Source organism: Catenovulum adriaticum (assembly GCF_026725475.1).
GTDB lineage: Bacteria > Pseudomonadota > Gammaproteobacteria > Enterobacterales > Alteromonadaceae > Catenovulum > Catenovulum adriaticum.
In genome coordinates this window covers 590,758-613,436 of the sequence record NZ_CP109965.1, presented here as the reverse complement: position 1 = coordinate 613,436, position 22,679 = coordinate 590,758, and the positions used below count along the sequence as shown (strand labels likewise).

The following is a 22,679-nucleotide window of genomic DNA, read 5'->3' as shown; positions in this document are numbered from 1 at the left end:
GAATCTGATGAGCAAAAACGTATATCAATTTATGGATGTAGAGCGTATCGATCCGCCAAAAAAGCCGATCGAAACGCGTAAAATTGAGTTTGTAGAAATCTACGAACCTATGAGTGGTGAACAAACCGCAGGCCAAGCAGATCGCTGTTTAGATTGTGGTAACCCATACTGCGAATGGCAGTGCCCTGTTCACAACTATATTCCTCAATGGTTAGATTTAGCCAACCAAGGCCGTATATGGGAAGCTGCAGAGCTTTCTCATAAAACTAACAGCTTGCCTGAAGTTTGTGGCCGAGTTTGTCCTCAGGACAGATTATGTGAAGGTGCTTGTACCCTAAATGATGAGTTTGGTGCCGTTACTATTGGTTCAATTGAGAAATACATTACTGATACTGCTTTTAAACAAGGCTGGCGCCCTGACCTATCTGACGTAGTTAAAACTGATAAAAAAGTGGCTATCGTTGGTGCGGGTCCTGCAGGCTTAGCTGCCGCAGATGTATTAGCTCGAAATGGTGTTAAAGCCGTTGTTTTTGACAAATACCCTGAAATCGGTGGCTTGTTAACTTTTGGTATTCCAGCCTTCAAACTTGAAAAAGATGTGATGACATTACGTCGCCAAATCTTTGAAGAGATGGGTATCGAATTTGTTTTAAACACAGAAGTTGGTAAAGACATTCAATTCCAAGATTTAATTGACCAATACGATTCAGTATTTTTAGGTATGGGTACATACAAATACATGAAAGGCGGATTCGAAAACGAAGATGCTAATGGTGTATATGATGCGCTACCTTTTTTAATCGCAAATACAAACCGTCAAATTGGATTTGAAAAATCACCTGAAGAATTCATCGACATGAAAGGCAAAAAAGTCATCGTGTTAGGTGGTGGTGATACCGCGATGGACTGTGTGCGAACTTCCATTAGACAAGAAGCAACCAGTGTAACTTGTGCTTATCGCCGTGATGAAGCAAACATGCCTGGTTCACGTCGTGAAGTGCAAAATGCACGTGAAGAAGGCGTAGAGTTTTTATTCAACATCCAGCCTATTGGCGTCAAAGTAGACGATACAGGTAAAGCTGTCGGAGTTGAATTTATAAAAACTCAAATGGGTGAGCCTGATGCTAACGGCCGTCGCCGTGCTGAACAGGTTGAAGGTTCAGAGCATGTTATTGACTGCGATGCGGTAGTAATAGCTTTTGGTTTCCAACCAAACCCAGCACCTTGGTTAGCGGAATACGGTGTCGAGTTAGACCAATGGGATCGCGTAAAAGCATCTCCTAAAGATACTTTTAAATATCAAACCTCTAACGAAAAAATCTTCGCTGGTGGTGATATGGTTCGCGGTGCCGATTTGGTTGTAACGGCAATTGATGAAGGCCGAAAAGCAGCCGAAGGTATTTTAGATTATTTAGAAGTATAAGTACGACTAAATCAATCATAAAAAGCCGACTTTAACGTCGGCTTTTTTGTATCCAATATTTTTGATTTACTACATTTATGTCTATTATCATAACCACAAAACCAAAGAAATAACGCCTAATTATGCAAAGTAACTTAAAACGCCAAGCCATTCGCCAAACCATTCGCCAGCAACGACAGGCTTTAACAGCTAAACAGCAAACATTAGCGCAGCAATCCATTGTCAAACAAATACAAGAACAGCAACTTATTCAAGCTAACGACAAAATTGCATTATATTTGGCAAACGATGGCGAATTAAATCCACAAGGCATTATTGAACATGCTTGGAAAATAGATGCACAGGTGTTTTTGCCCGTGCTACATCCTTTTGCAAGAAACCATCTCGCTTTTTTAAAATATAATCCTGATACTTCGCTCATTAATAATAAATTTGGCATCCCAGAACCGCAGCTAGACGTTCAATTTATTTGTCCACCCGCTGAGTTAACTCATGTATTTATGCCACTGGTTGCTTTTGATAGTAACGGAAACAGAATGGGAATGGGGGGTGGTTTTTACGACCGAAGTTTTGCACATGTACACCCTAAACAACAGAAAATTGGTTTAGCGCACGACTGCCAACAAGTCGATAACCTTCCGACAGAAAGCTGGGACGTGCCACTCGATATGATAATTACTCCCACTCAACTAGTTAAAGTTAAATAAAAAATTGAGCCTGTGCCTAAAGTGCCCAAATAAGCGCAGGCGTTACTTTAATTCAGTAACCTAATTTTACCGCACCAGCTTTAACAGCATAGTGTTTAAATCAACGTTTATGTATTACTCAATCACAATCCCACCTCTCCAAAATGCTTTTATACAACCGGTAATGCTAATTTTCACTAACAGTATTAAACATCCTAAATTCAGAGTTGATGCCATTATTTGTCTCTGCTTATTAAATTAAATCATGCTAGAGCGTTTAATCTATGAATAAAAATGGTATATTTTTAATTATTCACAAATAATACTCATAATAAAATGATTGAAAGAAACCATCTACGAATTTTAAGAGAAGTTGAGCTTCAAGGGTCGCTAACAGCAGCAGCTGATAGCTTAAACTTGACTCAGTCGGCTTTAAGCCACACTATCAAAAAGTTAGAAAATCAAAAAGGTACGCCACTGTGGGTTAAAGAAGGCAGGGCCATTCGCTTGACTCAAGCCGGCGAATACTTACTCAGTGAAGCTAAGCGTATATTGCCTCAGCTTGAAAGAATTGATGAAGTGCTCAGACAATATGCCGATAGTGAAAAAGGCACTTTACATATAGGTATGGAATGCCATCCTTGCTATCAATGGCTATTAAAAGTGGTTGAACCGTTTTTACAAGATTGGTCTGGTGTTGATATTGACGTTAAACAAAAATTCCAATTTGGTGGAATGGCAGCTTTATTTAACCACGATATAGATGTTTTAGTTACGCCTGATCCTATCTTTAAAGAACAAATTTTATTTGAACCTGTATTTGCTTATGAGCAAGTATTATTAATGAGTGCAAATAATCCACTAGCCACTTTTGAATATTTAATGCCCGAGCAATTATCTGATCAAACTTTGTATACCTATCCTGTCGAAATTGAACGATTAGATATATACCAACAATTTTTATTACCCGCTCATTGCCGGCCAAAAAAGCACAAATCGTTAGAAGCCACTGAAATCATTTTACAAATGGTCTCAGCAAACCGTGGAGTTACTACCCTACCCCAATGGCTGGCGAACGAGTATGCTAAAACACATCCAATAAAAGCGGTTCGTCTAGGCAAAGCAGGCATCCATAAAAAAATTCATTTAGGTGTTCGTAAACAAGACAATTTAAACGAGCATATTAGAGCATTTATTGAACTGGCTAAAAATACGGATTTGCGCAAATCGTTGGCGTAAACCAGCAAGAATAAGGTAAAATGCGGTCTCGCATTAAAATGAATACCATATTGATTAGGCTTTAAATATATTTATGAATCCAGCTGTAAATACAATAGATCACAAATTTTCTGTGGCACCCATGCTCGACTGGACAGATCGCCATTGCCGTTACTTTTACCGAGTTATGTCAAAAAAAGCCGTTTTATATACAGAGATGGTCACAACAGGTGCAATAATTTATGGCAAAGGCGACTATTTACAATTTGATGAATCAGAGCATCCCGTCGTTTTACAGCTAGGCGGTAGCGATGCAGCCGATATGGCGAAAGCCGCTGTTAAAGCACAAACCTATGGTTATGATGAAATTAATATTAACGTTGGTTGCCCATCTGATCGCGTTCAAAATGGCCGATTTGGCGCTTGCCTGATGGCTGAACCTGATACGGTTAGCGATTGCTTGAAAGCAATGCAGCAAGCTTGTGATTTACCTGTTACCGTCAAATCTCGCATCGGAATTGATGAGTTTGATAGTTATGAATTTTTAACGCAATTTGTTAATACGGTTAAAAATTCTGGGTGTGAGCACTTTATCGTCCATGCAAGAAAAGCATGGTTAAAAGGTTTAAGTCCAAAGCAAAACCGCGAAGTCCCTCCTTTAGATTACCAAAGGGTTTACCAGTTAAAACAAGACTTTCCTGAACTCACTTTTAGTATTAATGGCGGTATCCAAACATTAGAACAAACGCAACAGCATTTAACCAAAATAGATGGCGTTATGGTTGGTCGTGGCGTATATCAAAACCCTTTTATTATGCAGCAAGTTGACGAAAAAGTTTATGCGCAGCCAGCCAGCAAAATGACTCGCTTTGATGTTATTGAAGCTATGTGTGAGTACATGGAACGAGAAACAGCTCTAGGCGCGACCAGTTGGCATATCGCCCGCCACATGCTTGGGTTGTTCAACGGCCAACCAAAAGCTCGCTTATGGCGTCGTTTTTTAAGTGAAAATGCACGTCAATATCCTCAAGGCTCTGAGTTGTTAAAACGCGCTGCAGACATAATGCGTTAGATTTTGCACGGTTAAAAACTGGTAAAACAGGCAAAAACTTCTATTCTAGAATGGAATCTAAATTAAGTTAGCAGGTAGCCATTGGAAAACCGTGAGTTCAGGATGACAGATAACAATTTCAGTGTTATCAAAGAGTTAGTTTATAAATCTTCAGGGATCGTATTAGGGCCACATAAACGAGAAATGGTTTACTCTCGTTTATCGCGCCGTTTAAGGGTTCTTAAGCTTAGTGATTTTGATCAATATTGTGAGCTCTTGGCTATTCAAGATGGTGAAGAGCTCAGTCATTTCATCAATGCGATCACCACCAATTTAACGTCATTTTTCCGAGAGCAACATCACTTTGATTTTATCGAACAAACCGTTATTCCTAAGTTATTAGCTCAATCAAAACACACTAATCGAATTAGAGTTTGGTCTGCAGGTTGCTCCAGCGGTGAAGAGCCATACTCAATTGCGATAACAATGGCCCACGCGTTTCCCAAATCAACCTGGGATTTAAAAATCCTCGCTACTGATTTAGATTCAAACGTATTGGCGAAAGCCACTACGGGCATATACCCAATCCAATCACTCGAAGGTTTGTCAGAGACAGTCAAACGAACTAACTTTGTTTATAACAAGCAACTAGACCAATATAAGATAAAACCCTGCATTGCCCAGCATATCCACTTTAAACGGCTTAATTTGCTTGAAAAATGGCCGATCAAAGGAAAATTCGATATTATTTTTTGTCGCAATGTGGTTATTTACTTTGATAACGAAACCAAAAACAATCTAATTCGACGATATGCTAACTTGCTAAAACCTGGAGGCTATTTATTTTTAGGCCATTCCGAAACCATGAGCCGAGAAGTGTCTAACTTTACGCCATTGGGGCACACAATATATCAACTAAAGGAGTCGTCGTGCTAAACATTCAGCCATGTATTAAAGGTTTTGAGCACATCAAACGTTTTGCTGATAAACGACGCCATATCGTTATAGCCAAAATTTTACCAGGGGAAGTCTATGTCAGTAAAAATAATGAACTCATTTCAACTGTTTTAGGCTCCTGCATTTCTGCCTGCATTTGGGATGAAAAACTCGGTATCGGTGGAATGAATCACTTTATGTTACCAATAAAGCGCGATAATCATGGCAACGATGGCTGGCAGCTTGATGTCAGTTATACGTGCCGTTATGGCCACTGGGCAATGGAATTTCTTATTAATGAAATCACTAAAAATGGCGGACACAGGAGTAACTTAGTAGCAAAAGTATTTGGTGGCGGTAAAATAGTGCCCAAGATGTCAGAGGTAGGCACCAGCAATATCCACTTTGTCCGTCAATATCTACAAACCGAAGAAATCCCTGTTATTGCTCACGATGTAGGCGGCCCTTGGCCTCGTAAAATCATGTTTCACCCGAATTCTGGAGTCGCCAAAATGAAACGCTTACGCAGCATACACAACGATACAATTCGTCAACGAGAACAAATTTACTTGCATGATATTGAAGAAAACGAGATTCAAAGCGATATTGAGTTGTTTTAACCCTAGCGCCTATTTTTATACATGACAAATCAAAACGTCTAATATGAGTGATAACACACCATGAGCATAAAAGTATTAGTCATAGATGACTCACCTTTGATTAGAGGTTTATTAACAGAAATTCTCTCTAATACACAAGACATTGAAGTAGTGGGTAGTGCTGAAGATCCATATGATGCAAGAGAGAAAATAAAAACGCTAAACCCCGACGTGCTGACCCTAGACATTGAAATGCCAAGAATGAATGGCATCACTTTTTTAAAAAATTTAATGCGCCTACGGCCAATGCCTGTCATTATGGTATCAACCTTAACTGAAGCCGGAGCCCCTGCGACACTAGAAGCCCTTGAATTAGGCGCGCTAGACTATATTGCTAAGCCAAAAGTGAATGTAATGGCAGAATTTAATTTATACGCTGAAGATTTAATTGAAAAGGTACGGACGGCGGCTCAATCTAAAATAAAAAAAGCCACGCAAGCGCCGCAAATAACTCAAGCTAAAGATTTAAGCGAACTAAAATTTAATCCAGATTATATCATTGCAATTGGAGCTTCAACTGGCGGCACTGAAGCGATTAAAGAAGTTATCACTCAATTTCCCGCTCAAATGTGTCCAGTGGTTATTACCCAACATATTCCTCCCATATTTTCAACTTCATTCGCTAAGCGCCTGGATACACTCGCTAATATGAAAGTTCATGAAGCTTGCCACGGCCAATTATTAGAAGCTGGACATGTTTATATTGCACCTGGTGATGAACATTTAATCATAAAAAAAACAAACCACGGCTATATCTGCCAGCTTGAAAAAACGCCTTTGGTTAACCGGCATAGACCAGCTGTTGATAAATTATTTAATTCCGTGGCTGAACAAGCGAGAGGTAAAGCTACCGGAATTATTTTGACCGGCATGGGCACAGACGGCGCAAATGGCTTATTAGCAATGAAACAAGCAGGTTGCAAAACGATTGCGCAAGATGAAGCCAGTAGTATTGTTTGGGGAATGCCAGGAGCTGCTGTGAAGTTAAATGCTGCGCATAAGATATTACCTTTAATAAACATTCCAACTATCGCGATGAAAACAGCAATATCTAAAATTAAATAAGATGGCCAAAAGAAATTCACTTTCATAATTTCTTTTGCGTTAAACCTTGTTAAACCTGCCTCTCGTTAATATATTCTACTAATAACCCGTGAATACGAATGATGAACAAATAGGATTAACGTGGACAGCCTTAATTTAAATCAACAAGCAAATAATAACATTATCCAAATTACAGCTGAAAATGTTCAGCACGAAATTATCACCGCCAGCCAAGAGAAATTAATTGTTATTAATTTTACAACTCAACGCAGCGGCGAAAGTATCAATTTATCTGAAACCTTAGTGAAAGTTGCAGGCCAGTACGTAAATGATCTAAATCTTGCTATTGTCGATTGTGATGACCAGCAAATGCAACAATTAGCTATGCAGTTTGGCGTACAAAATTTACCCACTGTAATTTTGTTTAAAGATGGTAAAGGGCTAAACGGCTTTGCCGGTGAGCAGACCCACGAACAAATTATCGAGTTTTTATCACCCTACTTGCCTAAACCAGAAGATAAATTAATTCAGCAAGTTGCTCAGCTGCTCAGTGAGAATAATTATCAAGATGCGTTAGTACCTGCAAAAGAAGCGTATCAACTAGCGCCTGATCGCGCCGATGCCAAAAAGCAACTCATTGACGTATTATTAAATTTAGGACAAAACAATGATGCTGAAAGCCTACTAGCGGAAGTAGGAATGGTCGACCAAGATGACTATTATCACAGCTTAGTCGCCAAGCTTGAACTTAATAAAGAAGCTGCAGAATCCCCTGAAATTAAAGCATTAAGAGAATCACTCGTCGCACAACCTGGTAACGCTAATATCAGTATGAAGCTGGCTGCTCAATTGCATCAAGCTCAACAAAATGAAGAAGCGCTTGAATTATTAATGCCAATTTTAATTAAAGATTTACATGCCGAAGATGGTGAAGTGAAAAAGATGTTAATGGATATTTTAGCGACTATGGCTAAAGGAGACCCTGTCGCAACCCAATATCGCCGTAAGCTTTATAGTTTGTTGTATTAATTTTAAAAGGGGTTGGGATTCGCTACTCTCGGCCCAACCTACGTGCATGTAGCACGGAATTTTGTTCCCGACAAATTCCAAGTACTTACCTCCATGTAAGCACGGAATTTTGTTCCCGACAAATTCCAAGTACTTACCTCCATGTAAGCAAAAGGCGCCCTGAGGCGCCTTTTAAAATCTCACAAACAGTTCAATTATTCGTTAAAGTAAAACACGCGCACGAATAGTACCGTCGATTTGCTTTAACTGATCTAATGCAGCTTGGCTATCGTCTGAATCAACTTCCAACACCACATAACCAATATCTGCGGTTGTTTGTAAATATTGCGCAGAGATATTGATACCTTTATCTGCAAACGCTTGGTTAATGCTAGTTAAAATACCCGGTTTATTTTGATGAACATGTAATAAACGGCTACGACCTTCATGCGAAGGAAGAGATACTTCAGGGAAATTAACAGCAGACAAAGTTGAACCATTGTCACTGTATTTAGCTAATTTACCCGCAACTTCAATCCCAATATTAGCTTGAGCTTCTAACGTAGAGCCACCAATGTGTGGGCTTAAAATTACGTTACCAATACCACGTAATGGCGATACAAATTCTTCTGCATTTGATTTTGGTTCAACTGGGAATACATCAATCGCGGCGCCGCCTACTTGCGGTGATTCGCCAGTTAACGCTTGAGCTAAAGCTTCAATATCAACAACCGTACCACGAGATGCATTAATGAACATTGCACCTTTTTTCATTGCGGCAAATTGTTCTGCCCCAAACATATCTTGTGTGCTTTTTGTTTCAGGTACGTGTAAAGAAACCGCATCAGCTTGCGCTAGCATTTCATTTAAATCGGCAACTTGCTTAGCGTTTCCTAATGGTAATTTATCTTCAATATCATAAAAAATAACGTTCATACCAATAGTTTCGGCTAAAATGCCTAACTGTGTACCTATGTGGCCATAACCAATAATACCTAACGTTTTACCACGAGCTTCAACAGAACCGTTTGCTGATTTATTCCAAACACCTTGATGTGCTTGAGCACTTTTTTCAGGGATGCGACGTAATAATAATAAAATCTCACCAATAACTAACTCAGCAACGCTTCGAGTATTTGAAAACGGTGCGTTAAATACCGGAATACCTAATTCTTTTGCTGCTTGCAAATCAACTTGGTTAGTGCCAATACAAAAGCAACCAATACCGATTAATTTTTCAGCACTTTGTAATACTTTACGAGTTAAAAACGTACGTGAGCGCAACCCAACAAAGTGAGCGTCTTTAATTTTTTCAATTAGCTCTTCTTCAGCTAATGACGTTTTTAAATACTCAATATTGGTATAACCCGCATTGTTTAGGGTTTGAACTGCACTTTGGTGTACACCTTCAAGCAGAAGGATTTTGATTTTATCTTTCGCTAGGGAGAATTTACTCATTTCATTTGGCCGTTTGGATTGCTAGACGTCTAAAGAGAGCCTGCAATTATATCGTTTGAAAAAAAAACTGCATCTTTTTTATCAATAAGTTTTTACGCCATTATCGCTCGCCACCAATAAAACATCAGCGCCTCGCTCGGCAAATAAACCGTTAGTCACTACACCAACAATTTGATTTAACTTATTTTCAAGAGCAATCGGATCGGTAATTTTTAAATTATGTACGTCTAGGATAACATTTCCGTTATCTGTTACAACGCCCTGTCGGTAAACAGGGTCGCCGCCTAGCTTAACAATTTCACGAGCAACATAGCTACGTGCCATCGGAATCACTTCAACAGGTAAAGGGAATGCCCCCATTACCTCAACTTGTTTGCTTTCATCTACAATACAAATAAATTGTTTAGCCACAGCTGAAACGATTTTTTCGCGTGTTAATGCCGCCCCGCCGCCTTTAATCATATGTTTTTGTGGATTTACTTCATCGGCACCGTCAACATAAATATCAAGTGAAGCCACTTCATTTAAATCAAAAACGGTAATGCCTAATGCTTCCAACCGTTTAGTCGAAGCTTCTGAACTAGAAACTGCGCCTTCAAGCAGATCGGCAATCGGTGCCAACGCATCAATAAAATAATTAGTCGTACTACCAGTACCGACACCAATAATAGTGCCTTTTTTAACATATTCGATTGCGGCTTGGGCGACGGCTTGTTTTTTTTCATTCTGGTTCATTGTCGTATATTCCTTGCTGGCAAGAGGCGCATATTATACCCAATAAAAGCGTGGCGAGAAACAATAAAGCTAATTTGCGATAAATTTTGCTTAAGCCTGCAAGAATGACTACAATCTGCGCCTGTTTTTTTGCTGCCTGAGTATTCTAAATGAAGTTAAATCCCGCCCAATCCGATGCTGTCAGTTATGTTACAGGTCCCTGTTTAGTACTCGCTGGCGCAGGCAGTGGCAAAACCCGAGTGATTACCAACAAAATCGCACACTTAATTACCCGATGCGGTTATAAAGCTAATCAAATTGCAGCTGTGACCTTTACGAATAAAGCGTCCAGAGAAATGCGCGAACGCGCGACAGCCACTTTGCCTAAAGGTGCAGGTAGAGGTTTAATGGTTTCAACTTTTCATACCCTAGGTTTAAATATTATTAAAAGAGAATATAAAACTTTGGGCATTAAACCCGCTTTTAGCTTGTTTGATGATCAAGACAGTAAAGCTTTATTAAAAGATCTAACTGAAAAAAGCCTGCAAGGTGACAAAGACTTACTAAATCAATTGCAAAACCGAATTTCACAATGGAAAAATGATTTAATTTTGCCTCCGCAAGCACTCCAAAAAGCCAAAGATGAACAAGAGACATTTTTCGCTCAGTGCTATCAACAATATGCTAAGCAAATGACAGCCTATAACGCCTTTGATTTTGATGACTTAATTTTAGTACCCACGCTACTATTAAAATATAATGAAGAAGCTAAAAACCGTTGGCAGCGGAAGATTCGTTATTTGTTAGTTGATGAATATCAGGATACCAATACCAGCCAATACGAAATGGTTAAGCAATTAGTTGGGAGCAGAGGGTTATTTACCGTTGTTGGAGATGATGACCAATCAATTTATAGCTGGCGTGGCGCTAAACCTCAAAATTTAGTATTACTACAAACTGATTTTCCTCGGTTAAAGCTTATTAAATTAGAGCAAAATTACCGCTCAGTTCAATGTGTATTAAACGCAGCTAATATTTTGATTGCCAATAATCCTCATGTATACGACAAATCTCTATTTAGTGAAATGGCGTATGGCGATCCAATTCGGGTATTAATTGCTAAAGACGAAGAAAACGAAGCAGAGCGCGTGGTATCTGAATTAATTGCTCATAAATACATGAGAAAAAGTAAATTTAAAGATTACGCTATTTTGTATCGCGGAAACCATCAATCACGCGTATTTGAAAAAAGTTTAATGACCAACCGCATCCCATACAAAATTAGTGGTGGCACCTCTTTTTTCTCGCGTGCAGAAATTAAAGATATTATGGCTTATTTACGTTTGCTCGTTAACCCTGACGATGATAACGCGTTTTTGCGTATTGTGAATGTACCAAAACGTGAAATTGGCCCAGCGACACTTGAAAAAGTTGGTACTTTTGCCAATCAAGCTCACCTTAGTTTATTTGAAACTTGCTTTGAAAATGGATTAGCAGAAGATTTAACTGGCAAAAAACTAGAAACCGTTCAGCAGTTTGCTCGCTGGATGGTAGAACTAGATGACAGAGCTCAACGCGGGGATGCTATTTCAGCGCTTAGAGATTTAATTAAAGGTATTCGTTACGAAGAATATTTATACGAAACCTCCCCTAGCGGAAAAGCCGCCCAAATGCGTATGAAAAATGTAAGTCAACTATTTACTTGGCTAACCGGTATGTTGGAAGGAAATGACGATGATGAACCTCTAACGCTAAAAGAAGCAGTTAACCGGCTCACATTGCGCGATATGATGGAGCGAGGTGAAGACGATGATGATGCCGATCAAGTTCAACTGATGACATTGCATGCATCTAAAGGACTAGAGTTTCCTTATGTATTTTTAGTGGGCGCAGAAGAAGGCTTGTTGCCTCATCAAGCGAGTATTGACGAAGACAATATTGAAGAAGAACGGCGACTAGCCTATGTTGGCATAACACGAGCGCAACGAGAATTAGTATTTACCTTAGCCAAAGAGCGCCGTCAATTTGGCGAAATTATAAAACCAGAACCCAGTCGATTTTTGTATGAGCTACCTCAGGATGATTTGAAATGGGAACGAAAAAAAGTAAAAGAGCCTGAAGCTGTACGTAAAGAAAAAGGCCAGGCTCACATTGCAAATTTGCGTGATTTACTAAAATAAGACCCTTGCTGTTGAATGTTTGATACGGGCTGAGGTTCAACTATTTCTGAGCCTTGTGCAAATGTACAATCAATCGACTGAGCATTTAATAAGGCTTGTTCGCTATTAACCCCATCTGCAATCATAATAATGTTATGCTGTTGCCCTATTGCTAGAATAGTTTGGGCGTATTTTTGCTTATCTATTTGAGAATGCAGGTTTTGAATTAATCCTTTATCTATTTTAACAAAATCAATTTTTGCTTCAAATAACAAGGATAAAGACCCAGAACGAGCACCAAAATGATCAATGGCAACCCGAACACCTAACTGAGTCAACTTATCAATAGATTGAATAGCCAGATCCATATGCTTAATAGACGTCTCACTAAACTCTAATACGAGGTAATGCAAATCAAGTCCGCTATGCTGCAAGTAGTTAAATAGTGGCTCTAAATACGTTTTATTTTCTAAAAATAAAGCATCTAAATTAACCGAGATCACAGTGCAGGCATTGCACGATGTTGCCTGTTGTTCATGCAGATACGCACACGCTTGCTCAAGCGAAAGCATATCTATGTCATATATTAGGCCAGTTTGTTCAGCTAATTGAATAAATTTTCGGGTTGGAATTAAGCCTTGTTCAGGGTGTTGCCAATGAATTTGAATTTCAAGTGCAACTATTTCGTTAGCCAACAAATTAACAATAGGCTGATATTCCAAATTAAATTGCTTTTGCTTAATCGCTATTCTTAAAGCGGATTCAAGCGCCAGTTGCTCAACTAAAGTATCATGTAAATTCTCATCAAATAATACGTAGCAACCTTTTCCTAAATGTTTAGCGCGATACATAGCGGTATCAGCATCACGTAAAATATCAGCTGGTTTTTGATAGTTTTGCTCCGACGAAGTAATGCCAATACTGCAGCCTGCAAAAATTTCATGGCCTTCAATATTAAAACAAGTATTAAGATTATCTAAGATTTGTTGTGCTATTTTTTGAGCCACTTTAACAACTTGTTGCGATTGCAATAAAATGACAAATTCATCGCCTCCCATCCTTGCCAGTATTGCATGCTGACTAAGACAGCTTTTAATTCTTCGACTCACTTCAATTAAAAACTGATCGCTGACTAAGTGGCCAAAAGTATCATTTATTATTTTAAAACGATCTAAATCTATAAATAAAACGCCATATTCAGCTGACGGATTTACATGAAATTGCGCTAAAGCATTTAATAACTTGCGATTAAATAATTGTCGATTAGGTAAACCTGTTAAATGGTCATGATTTGCATCATGATAAAGTTGAGCTTGTGCCTGCTCTTTTTGGGTTATTTGCTGATTCAAATTTACATTAGCCGAATTTAAATCTTGAGTTCGCTCTTCGATAATACGTTCAAGTTCAAAATGAGTTTGGTGCAACCCGTGCTGTGCATCCCACTTTTGCAGTAACAAATTACATTGAGATACTAAAAAATGAAACCGCTCGACATCATGGTGCTGGTAGCCTTGCTTATCCGGTATCCCCGCCTGGACTTTTCGCACCATACAAATACAAGATAAAGATTCACTATAGCTTAAATCTTCTATCTGCTGACCATATTTTGTAGGTCGATATAAAGGCGCAGCAACCCAAGTATAATTATTCAATTCCTTTTGTTGCTGCTGGTTAATATTCAGCGCGCCCAATTCAGTTAAACGGTTAATTTCAACTTGGGATAATAATAAAGGAACAGGGTCTAAGCTAAAATACTCATTAAAAGGCATAAAAATATTATGAGCATCCAGCATTTTAATATTTTGATTATCGACAAAGGAAAATCCCCATTGCCCATCAACTTGCCGCTGTGCAATGTATTGCATATCAGGGTTAAATACTTTTTGAATTACATCAGTAATCGCCTGATGTAAACTTTCGATAGGCAAACTAAAATCAAACGACTCATTTAACGTCAATAATAAACGCTGCATATATTGATATTGTGTTTTATCTTTAACTTCATTTTTAAGCGTTTTTTTGGCGGTCTGTAAAGCTTTGCTACGAGCTAAAATTTCACGCTCAAGTTGTGTTTGCTGTTTAAGCCGCTCTATTGCATGGGTAATATGGACAGATAATATATCTAAAATTGCTAAGTCTTGCTGTGTAAACTCAACGTTGGGATCATAGCTTTGAATGACTAAAGCACCCGTATCACCAGAAACCAATTGAACAGGAACCCCCAGCCAACTATACGCAGGCTGCCCCAGCTGTAAAATTTCGCCTTGCTGCAGCAAGTTTTGGTAACCTTGGGCATCGCACAATAAAGGTTTTTGTGTACGTAATAAATAGCCCGTAAGCCCTAATTCAATAACATTCGTAGGTATTTTAGGAATTTCAAAAGTAGGCTTTTGCTGGCTAGCATAATATAAAAACTCATACTCTTTTGACGTTGAGTTTTTAAATACCACATACAAATTAGGCGCTTTAATAACACTGCCAATAATTTCGTGTAATTGAAAATAAAAATCTTCAGGGCTATTAGCAAAACGAGTTAAATCGGCAATCTCTAATAAGCACGCATGAACATCCTGAGCTTTTCTTTTTAAGCTCAGTAATTTTTTTAGTTGTCGGTTTCTAAAATTTTGTTTAGCAGCCAATGGATTAACTCACTACAAAAATAAAATGGTCATAAAATTGAAATAAATATAAGTTAACTTGAACCTATGCTGTCGGTACATGTTCCGTTACCTTAGCTGATCCAGATTCATATAGAATCGTTTTATATTTATCTCAGCATAAGCACATCAGGCTTTATTTATTTGTAGACTTTTAAATAGCAAAATGACAGTAATACAAATAATTTAACGAAATAAAAAAAATATTTTTGTAAAACCTGTCGCAATATATAGATTTATTCCGTTTAACAGCCTATTCTTGCACGTTAAATTAAAACGCCCGTTTCAAGTCTGACCAGCTTATCATACCTCTTATCGTGAAAAACCCAAAAGCGAAAATTTAAAACGAGCTTGTTTTGTAAAAATGCTCAAGAATAAATTAACCTGAATTCGGGTTAAGGTATATTCTAACGAATTGAATTATTTGACCTTACCGCTCTGCACAGTTTCTAACGAAAATCTTTGCCTGGACAAGGCAAATTCACGCATCAATGGCTAACCTCGGCTTTGGTTCCAACGTCGCTCTACCTCCCCCATTCATGGGACTGTATGCAGGGAGTTTATCGCAGTCGCCGTGGAAAAAGGCCGTTTGAAACATATTCATTAACCTGAGTTAAGGTTAATTACATTGCCAGATATAACAAAAACGCCGCTTAATTAAGCGGCGTTTTAATCTTAAATTTATAGCTAAAAGTACTATACACCTTCAACCATGTATTCAATTGCAGCTTTTATTTCGTCGTCGCTACAATCCATACAAGTCCCTTTAGGTGGCATTGAGTTAAAACCTTCGATAGCATGTTTTAATAAAGTATCCATGCCTTTTTCTAATCTTGGTGTCCAGTCATCTGAGTTTGGCTTAGGTGCACCTAAAACGCCTACACCATGACAAGCTGTACAACTTGCATTATATACATCTTCACCTGAACGAGCGCCACCAGAACTGCCTGCGGCTTGAGCACCCGCAACATGCACAGAGCCTATCGGCTTAATTCTGTCTTTGATTGCGTCAACGCTCATGTCATTTGCTTGCACTAAAGGCGCAACAAATAATGCAGCCACGGCAACCGTTTTATTCAATTGTTTAAACATACCCACAAGAATTCTCCGAGCTTGGATAAAATAATTTTTTAGATTAAAGTGATGATACTAAGTTGCGCCGATTATAACTAAATTTTGGGGTAAAATAGAGGGGTTTTTAAAGAGATTTATCGATTACTTGAGCTAAATTTCTTTAAAATAAGGTTTGAATGCTATAAAACAACAAGCCTGCTAAAAGCAGGCTTGTTAAATTTGAGCTTAATATTAGCTAAATTTAATTATTCTGATTTAGATGCTTCAGCAGCAGTATCATTCATAGGTACGCGATTTAAGACAGCATCACGCCCAGATACGGAAACATCGACAGATCCATCAGCTTGATCATTCGCAGGTTCTGCAAAAATAATCCAGTCACCTAATTGGTCACCTTCATCTGAACCAAACTCTACATTAAATTCACTCGCCAAGGTAACAGGTACATCGTTTTCATTATCATAAGTTAAATAAATATCATAAGTACCTGATGGAATGACAAAGCGATTAATATCGCCTAGCTCACGTTGAATTAAGCTATAAGCACTATTGTCAATAAATTCACCTTTTTTCACAAAATAAAAATCAACCGCATCATCACCTTGGTTATTTAATAAGTTAACAAAAGTAACTTGGTGATTATCGGTAATGGCTCTATTTGTATTTGAAAATGCAATGTTTTCTAATTCTGTTTGGCGATCATCATTTGGCTCACCACGGTAATAAACAATGGTCTTATCTTCACCGTTTCTAAATGAATACGGCGAACTGCTACACTTGTCTGCTAGCGGTGCATCTTCAGCCTCTGAACAGTCGTCGTGCTGCAATGTAACATTGTAAGTACCAACATTCTCAGGTTCAAGTGTTCCAAATAAGCTTAAAGTATCAGGAGCTACATTCTGAACATACTCATTACCTTCGTCATCTGTTAGTGCTTCACCATTTAGTTTTAAGCTTACTTCACCTAAAGCATCAGCGCTATTGTAAATACGGAAATAAGATTCCAATGAGGTATCACGGAACTCTAATGTTGCACCAGTTGAATTATATATACGAGCTAATGAAGGTATGAGTGTATCGTTCAATTTTGAGTCTTTTAATGCAAAAAAGTACTGGCTTTCACCAAACGCGATACTAGCTGAACGTAGTATTTGAGTACCTTCTGAATCTTTCAAAATAACGTAATATTTCTCAGCGTCATCATCAATGGTGAGCGTTTTGCTCTCTTTAAAATTAACATTAAAGCTTTCTAAAACGGTGTAATCATTATCATCGTCGTTCCCATCGTTAACAGCTGCAGCATAGTCTTCTGTACTCACAAACTCGACTGTGATTTCACCATGAAGACTACTTATTTCAGGTGCTAAGTGCATTAAGTTAAATTCGAACGTTTCTTCGTCGATATCGCCACTTTTGTTATCAAACCTAAATAAAACAGGTAGATTGTCTGCTGAATCCTCGCCTAGGTCATTGAACGAGATAAGATAATTAAATTTATCTTTACCTAAATTAATATCTTCTTCATATAAAGTTTCATTAAGATCTTCACTTACCTCAACTTTCAATTCAATCTTATTGGTGCCTGATTCAAGTGTCTTAAGAGAAGAAGTTGATTCATAACCCACAACCGAAATTAAAGTGTCATCATCATATAACAACACAGAGGCTTTATTTGGAGATAAGTTATAATACGTTAAATAAGTGTTTGATGAATCACCTGAATCACTACCACAGCCTGCGATCAGCGTTGAGCCCATTACCAATGCAGACAATCCAATTTTTTTAATGCTCATGAGCACCCCTTTAGTTACGCTCTTAAATTAATTCATTTAACTTTGTTTTTAGGTTGATAACTCTAAAAATAAAGCGCTTATTCTGACTTTAGTTGAGCCAAAATAAACAAAAATATTCGATACTTGTGTCGGCTAATTAGTTTTTATAAGCAAGCAAAATGTCTCGTAAGCTTAACTAATCTATGGTGTCGACACATTTAATGTAATAGACCGCAGTCTAAAATAGCCCAACATGATAATCTCAATTGGATTTAGATTAAACCTATATCTGAATTAGATTCGCTATTATTTGCTATTTTACTGCTGTTAACCCTGACTTAATAGTCTTTTATATCAAATTGCTTGGGTATAGACTTAAGCTTTGTGACAAAGTTCAATTGGCTAAGTCGGTTTGCCTGTATTTAGTTGTCTTGAGCTAACCAAGTTGCAACATCCTTTGCAAAGTAGGTTAGTATGCCGTCGGCACCTGCCCGTTTAAAAGCTAATAATGATTCTAATACACAAGGTTTTTCGGCCAACCACCCATTATTAATAGCCGCTTTGTGCATTGCGTATTCACCAGATACTTGATATGCAAATGTTGGCACCTTATAAGTTTGTTTAACACGGTGAATAATATCCAAATATGGCATCCCGGGTTTAACCATAACCATGTCTGCGCCTTCAGCGATATCCATTGCGACTTCATGTAAAGCTTCATCGCTGTTTGCTGGATCCATTTGATACGTTTTTTTATCTGCCCCTTTTAAATTTGCGGCAGACCCTACTGCATCTCTAAATGGTCCATAATAAGCCGAGGCATATTTTGCTGAGTAAGCTAAAATCCGAGTATTAATTTGTTGTTCTTTCTCTAACGCATGACGAATAGCAGCAATTCGACCATCCATCATATCTGAAGGGGCAACTACGTCAGCGCCTGCTGCAGCATGAGATAAAGCTTGTTTAACTAAAATATCTGTGGTGACGTCATTTAATACATAACCGTTATCATCAATAATACCGTCTTGTCCGTGAGTGGTAAAAGGGTCAAGTGCGACATCTGTAATTACCCCTAATTCAGGAAACTCGCTTTTAAGCGCTCTAACGGTTTTTTGCGCTAATCCGTCTTCAGCATAAGCTTCTTCAGCCATCAATGATTTTTTTTCAATAGGCGTGACCGGAAATAAAGCGACTGCGGGAACCCCTAGCTTAACTAAAGTTTCGGCTTCCTTTAATACCAAATCAATTGATTGGCGGTTTATGCCCGGCATAGAGTCAACGGTTTCTGTTCTGTCTTTACCTTCAACCACAAACATAGGATAAATTAAATCTTTTACGGTTAGTTGGTTCTCGGCCATTAAATCTCGGCTAAAGGCATCTTTGCGCATTCTACGCTTACGTGAATTAGGAAATTGAGAAAAGTTCATTTGAGTACGACCTCTAAAATAAATCTAAAATGGAATATTCGTTCTACAAGTTGATACAGTTAGAGTTGACTTGCATTTAATGCTAAAACAACATTCTGTTCAGCGCAGACGGTTCGGTTACGTCCTTGCTGTTTTGCTTGATAAAGCGCTTTATCTGCCTGAGCAATTAATTCACCCTCGTTATTGTTATCATTGGCATATAAAGTTGCGACGCCAAAGCTGGCGGTAATGGTTAGACTGACATCACTCGTCACCAATGGTTCGCTATTTAATTGTGAACGAAGGTTTTCGGCAAAGAGCTTTGCTCCTTGCCTATCAGTCATCGGTAAAATAATTGCAAATTCTTCACCACCATATCGGCAAATACAATCTGATACTCGACGTAATTGCTGCTGCATTAACCGAGCTGTCTGCCGGATAGCTTGATCGCCCACCAAATGGCCATAATTATCGTTAATCGATTTAAACCTATCTATATCAACCATGATTAAACTCAGCGGTGCTTTTTCACGGCGGCTTCGTCTAAATTCAGATAAAATTCTTTGTTCAAAATAACGCCGGTTTTTAACACCAGTGAGCGCATCTTGAGTATTGAGCTGCTCAAGCTTTTTATTTTGCTCTTGAAGTTCTCGCATTGTGACTTCAAGTTCAAAATTTCGCGCTTGCATTTCTACTTCAAGCTGCTGATAAGCCTCATGCTCTGCTGCAAGTTGATTTTGAGCGGACATTTTTTGCTTAGAGAGCAATTCAAGCTGGTGCTCTCTTTCCAACTTCTGCGCTTTGGTCGCATCGCTATATTGCTGGCAAATAAACAACAAACTAGCAAATACATATATCAGCATGCTCAAGTTATAACTGGTTAGTGCAAACTGAGAAAACTGCACCGATTGGACCAACCAATAATTCAAAAAAATTGCAGCGAATAAAAAGGCGTCAAACCCTAAAACAGGCCATTTATACTCATCTTTAAAAGCCAGTTTAAATTGAAAAAACACCGTTATTACCAACATAACACTCAGCCCAGTAGTAATAATAAGCGGGTAATAAGATTTAAGTAAAACAAGACTAACCACCACAAGTAAACAGCTAATTAACCAACTCATATGCAATCTTTTTTCGCGTATCAATACCATTGGCCGACGCACTAAAAGACTCACCGCTAGTACGAGCTGAATAAGCAAAGAGAGATAAACCCCGCCGGATAAAATGCTTTGCACCCTATTTAAGGTAGTCACTTCAGGTACCTTCGCTCCGTATAATGGCCACACAAAAGCCAGCATATTTAAGCTTAAAACAATCAGTGCTAGCATGGCATTCATAGCAAATCGAGATTGTTTTAAAAAATACCACAAAGCACTGTTAACAAGTAGCAGGATAAACACCATAGACATTAAAGCTAATGTCAAGGAGGTCATTAGATGGTCCCTTGCGTTAAATTAAAAAAGGCTAAGCTGTTATAAAATGTTTGACGCGCCACGGTTGCGACATCGAGCTGTTTTTGCTTTGCGATTTGCTCGGCAATATGCGGTAAATAACAAGGTAAATTTTTTCTACTTTTAGGTTTAGGCTTTAAGTTTCGTGGTATTAAAAAAGGCGCGTCTGTTTCAATCAATAAACGATCATTGGGAATTTGACTGACTAACTTTAAAACATCTTGCCCGCGACGTTCATCGCATATCCAGCCAGTAATACCAATATAACAATCCAATTCAAGATAATCTTCTAATTCAGCTTGTGAGCCAGTAAAACAGTGCACTACTATCTGTTTAAGTTGATTGCGTTGCGCTTTTAACTGGTTTAAAAAAGCTTGGTGAGCATCTCTTTGGTGTAAAAATAAAGGGGCATTTAATTCACTTGCTAGCTGTAATTGCTCATTAAATACCTTTATTTGAATTTCTTGTGGTGAATAATTACGATTAAAATCTAACCCACATTCACCTATTGCTCTGACTGAAGCGTTATTTTGGTAGAGATCTTTTAATACATTCAGATAATTATCAGACACATCTTTAGCATCGTGCGGGTGAACGCCAGCAGTGGCGTAAACCTGCTCATACTGCTGCGCCATATTAGCCGCTAAAATAGACTCTTGCTCGCTAGTACCAGTAATACACAAGTGTGAAACACCGGCAGCGTTAGCTTGTTTAATTTGCAGCTCGTAATCATTTTCGAATTGAGTATTGGTTAAATTAACCCCAATATCAAAACAGTTTTCTAAAGCTAATGTTGTACATTGCAACTCAGTTGAAATTATATGTTGAGTCTTTTTCGATTCAAACTGCTGCATGGATTAACATCCCTAATTTAGATCCTGTTCATCAGGTTCGGTTTCATCATTATCTGGCTTATAGTAAAAACGTGAGATCATCACGCCTACTTCAAATAATAACCACATTGGAATAGCTAATAATATTTGAGAAATAACATCTGGCGGGGTTAGCAACATACCCACAATAAACACCCCCACGATCACAAAGCGGCGTTTTTGTGCCAAATCAGCGGGCGTAGTCATTCCAGTCCAAACCATTAACACGGTGGCAATTGGAATTTCAAACGCAACCCCAAATGCAAAAAACAATTTTAAGACAAAATCTAAATAACTATTAATATCGGTTGAAACGGTAACACCCTCCGGCGCAGCTCCAACAAAGAACGGAAACGCTAGCGGAAACACAACATAATAAGCAAATGCAATCCCCAAATAAAACAGCAATGAAGAACTGGCAATTAAAGGCGCAACCAACTTGCGTTCATGCTGATAGAGTGCAGGCGCTATAAATGCCCATATATGGTAAAGTGCATAAGGCATAGCGGCAAAAATAGACAAAACTAAAGTCAGTTTAAATGGGGTTAAAAATGGGGTTGCAACACCTGTTGCGATCATACTGGTAGATTCAGGTAATGCCTGAATTAATGGCAAAGCTACCCAATGATAAATATGATTAGAAAAACCAACTGATGCTAAAAAAATCACTAGTATCACTAAAATAGTTTTAACTAAACGGTTTCTTAACTCGGTTAAATGGCTAATTAAAGGTTGTTGCTCACTCATTATTTTGATTCTTTTGAGTTAGATTCAGATTTATTTTCCAGTGATTCAGGTTGAATAGAAGCATTAACTGAGCGAGCTGCTTCTTGAAGTTCAGCCACCGCATTTTGTTCAGTTTCAGTTAAATTTTGCATACCTTTTGCTTCAGCCTGTTTGAGCTGTTCATGTAACTCAGAGACTCTCAGTTCATGGTTAAACTCAGATTTTAAATGATTTGCAGTTTGCTTAACTGTACGCACAGCTTTACCTACCGAACGCAATGCACTCGGCAAGCGTTCAGGTCCTAAAACTAACAAAGCTAATATACCTATCAGCGCTAATTCCCAAAAACCAATATCCAACAT

The 22,679-nt window shown here is 38.3% G+C and carries 19 protein-coding genes; 9 read left to right on the top strand and 10 right to left on the bottom strand.

Translation table 11 applies throughout. The features are described from left to right. Window positions 1-7: 7 nt before the first annotated feature. The 8 genes from OLW01_RS02660 to OLW01_RS02625 all read left to right on the top strand — a co-directional run bounded on the left by OLW01_RS02660 (window position 8) and on the right by OLW01_RS02625 (window position 8,046). Window positions 8-1,423 (top strand): FAD-dependent oxidoreductase, encoded by a 1,416-nt coding sequence (locus OLW01_RS02660; protein WP_268075084.1) that lies wholly within the window; start codon window positions 8-10, stop codon window positions 1,421-1,423. A gap of 122 nt (window positions 1,424-1,545) precedes the next feature. Next, window positions 1,546-2,130 carry a 5-formyltetrahydrofolate cyclo-ligase gene (locus OLW01_RS02655; protein ID WP_268075083.1) on the top strand — a complete coding sequence of 195 codons (585 nt, stop codon included), beginning with the start codon at window positions 1,546-1,548 and terminating at the stop codon, window positions 2,128-2,130. Window positions 2,131-2,445: 315 nt separating this feature from the next. Then, window positions 2,446-3,348, top strand: coding sequence for a LysR family transcriptional regulator (locus OLW01_RS02650; RefSeq protein WP_268075082.1), 903 nt, complete (start codon window positions 2,446-2,448; stop codon window positions 3,346-3,348). A gap of 73 nt (window positions 3,349-3,421) precedes the next feature. Further along, window positions 3,422-4,399 (top strand): tRNA dihydrouridine(20/20a) synthase DusA, encoded by a 978-nt coding sequence (gene dusA / locus OLW01_RS02645; protein ID WP_268075081.1) that lies wholly within the window; start codon window positions 3,422-3,424, stop codon window positions 4,397-4,399. Between the two features lie 102 nt (window positions 4,400-4,501). After that, window positions 4,502-5,314 (top strand): CheR family methyltransferase, encoded by an 813-nt coding sequence (locus OLW01_RS02640; RefSeq protein ID WP_268075080.1) that lies wholly within the window; start codon window positions 4,502-4,504, stop codon window positions 5,312-5,314. After that, window positions 5,308-5,934: a chemoreceptor glutamine deamidase CheD gene (cheD, locus tag OLW01_RS02635; RefSeq protein WP_268075079.1), complete on the top strand. Its 627-nt coding sequence runs from the start codon at window positions 5,308-5,310 to the stop codon at window positions 5,932-5,934. The genes OLW01_RS02640 and cheD overlap by 7 nt, the downstream gene beginning before the upstream one ends. A 60-nt stretch (window positions 5,935-5,994) precedes the next feature. Continuing rightward, window positions 5,995-7,038: a protein-glutamate methylesterase/protein-glutamine glutaminase gene (locus OLW01_RS02630; protein ID WP_268075078.1), complete on the top strand. Its 1,044-nt coding sequence runs from the start codon at window positions 5,995-5,997 to the stop codon at window positions 7,036-7,038. 120 nt (window positions 7,039-7,158) lie between these two features. Further along, complete coding sequence (locus tag OLW01_RS02625; protein ID WP_268075077.1) at window positions 7,159-8,046, top strand: tetratricopeptide repeat protein; 888 nt, start codon at window positions 7,159-7,161, stop codon at window positions 8,044-8,046. 201 nt (window positions 8,047-8,247) lie between these two features. On the opposite strand, the gene serA is transcribed toward OLW01_RS02625, so the two are convergent. Together serA and rpiA are read right to left on the bottom strand one after the other, a co-directional pair. Next, a complete protein-coding gene (gene serA, locus OLW01_RS02620; protein WP_268075076.1) occupies window positions 8,248-9,483 on the bottom strand; it encodes a phosphoglycerate dehydrogenase in 1,236 nt (411 codons plus the stop codon). An 81-nt stretch (window positions 9,484-9,564) separates the two neighbouring features. Further along, window positions 9,565-10,218, bottom strand: a complete 654-nt coding sequence (gene rpiA / locus OLW01_RS02615) for a ribose-5-phosphate isomerase RpiA (RefSeq protein ID WP_268075075.1) — start codon at window positions 10,216-10,218, stop codon at window positions 9,565-9,567. A 149-nt stretch (window positions 10,219-10,367) separates the two neighbouring features. Between rpiA and rep the strand changes: the two genes are divergently transcribed. Continuing rightward, window positions 10,368-12,377, top strand: a complete 2,010-nt coding sequence (gene rep, locus OLW01_RS02610; RefSeq protein ID WP_268075074.1) for a DNA helicase Rep — start codon at window positions 10,368-10,370, stop codon at window positions 12,375-12,377. On the opposite strand, the gene OLW01_RS02605 is transcribed toward rep, so the two are convergent. The 8 genes from OLW01_RS02605 to tatB all read right to left on the bottom strand — a co-directional run bounded on the left by OLW01_RS02605 (window position 12,344) and on the right by tatB (window position 22,679). After that, the gene (locus OLW01_RS02605) at window positions 12,344-14,995 is read right to left on the bottom strand and encodes a sensor domain-containing phosphodiesterase (RefSeq protein ID WP_268075073.1); all 2,652 of its coding nucleotides are present in this window, start codon (window positions 14,993-14,995) and stop codon (window positions 12,344-12,346) included. The genes rep and OLW01_RS02605 overlap by 34 nt on opposite strands. Before the next feature lie 714 nt (window positions 14,996-15,709). After that, window positions 15,710-16,105 carry a c-type cytochrome gene (locus tag OLW01_RS02600; protein WP_268075072.1) on the bottom strand — a complete coding sequence of 132 codons (396 nt, stop codon included), beginning with the start codon at window positions 16,103-16,105 and terminating at the stop codon, window positions 15,710-15,712. A 227-nt stretch (window positions 16,106-16,332) separates the two neighbouring features. Next, window positions 16,333-17,880 carry a hypothetical protein gene (locus tag OLW01_RS02595; protein WP_268075071.1) on the bottom strand — a complete coding sequence of 516 codons (1,548 nt, stop codon included), beginning with the start codon at window positions 17,878-17,880 and terminating at the stop codon, window positions 16,333-16,335. Window positions 17,881-18,281: 401 nt separating this feature from the next. Continuing rightward, a complete protein-coding gene (hemB, locus tag OLW01_RS02590; protein WP_268075070.1) occupies window positions 18,282-19,286 on the bottom strand; it encodes a porphobilinogen synthase in 1,005 nt (334 codons plus the stop codon). A gap of 59 nt (window positions 19,287-19,345) precedes the next feature. Further along, window positions 19,346-20,701, bottom strand: a complete 1,356-nt coding sequence (locus OLW01_RS02585; protein WP_268075069.1) for a GGDEF domain-containing protein — start codon at window positions 20,699-20,701, stop codon at window positions 19,346-19,348. Next, window positions 20,701-21,573: a TatD family hydrolase gene (locus OLW01_RS02580; RefSeq protein ID WP_268075068.1), complete on the bottom strand. Its 873-nt coding sequence runs from the start codon at window positions 21,571-21,573 to the stop codon at window positions 20,701-20,703. Before OLW01_RS02580 ends, OLW01_RS02585 begins: the two co-directional genes overlap by 1 nt. Before the next feature lie 12 nt (window positions 21,574-21,585). Further along, the gene (gene tatC / locus OLW01_RS02575; RefSeq protein ID WP_268075067.1) at window positions 21,586-22,338 is read right to left on the bottom strand and encodes a twin-arginine translocase subunit TatC; all 753 of its coding nucleotides are present in this window, start codon (window positions 22,336-22,338) and stop codon (window positions 21,586-21,588) included. Then, a complete protein-coding gene (gene tatB, locus OLW01_RS02570) occupies window positions 22,338-22,679 on the bottom strand; it encodes a Sec-independent protein translocase protein TatB (protein ID WP_268075066.1) in 342 nt (113 codons plus the stop codon). Before tatB ends, tatC begins: the two co-directional genes overlap by 1 nt.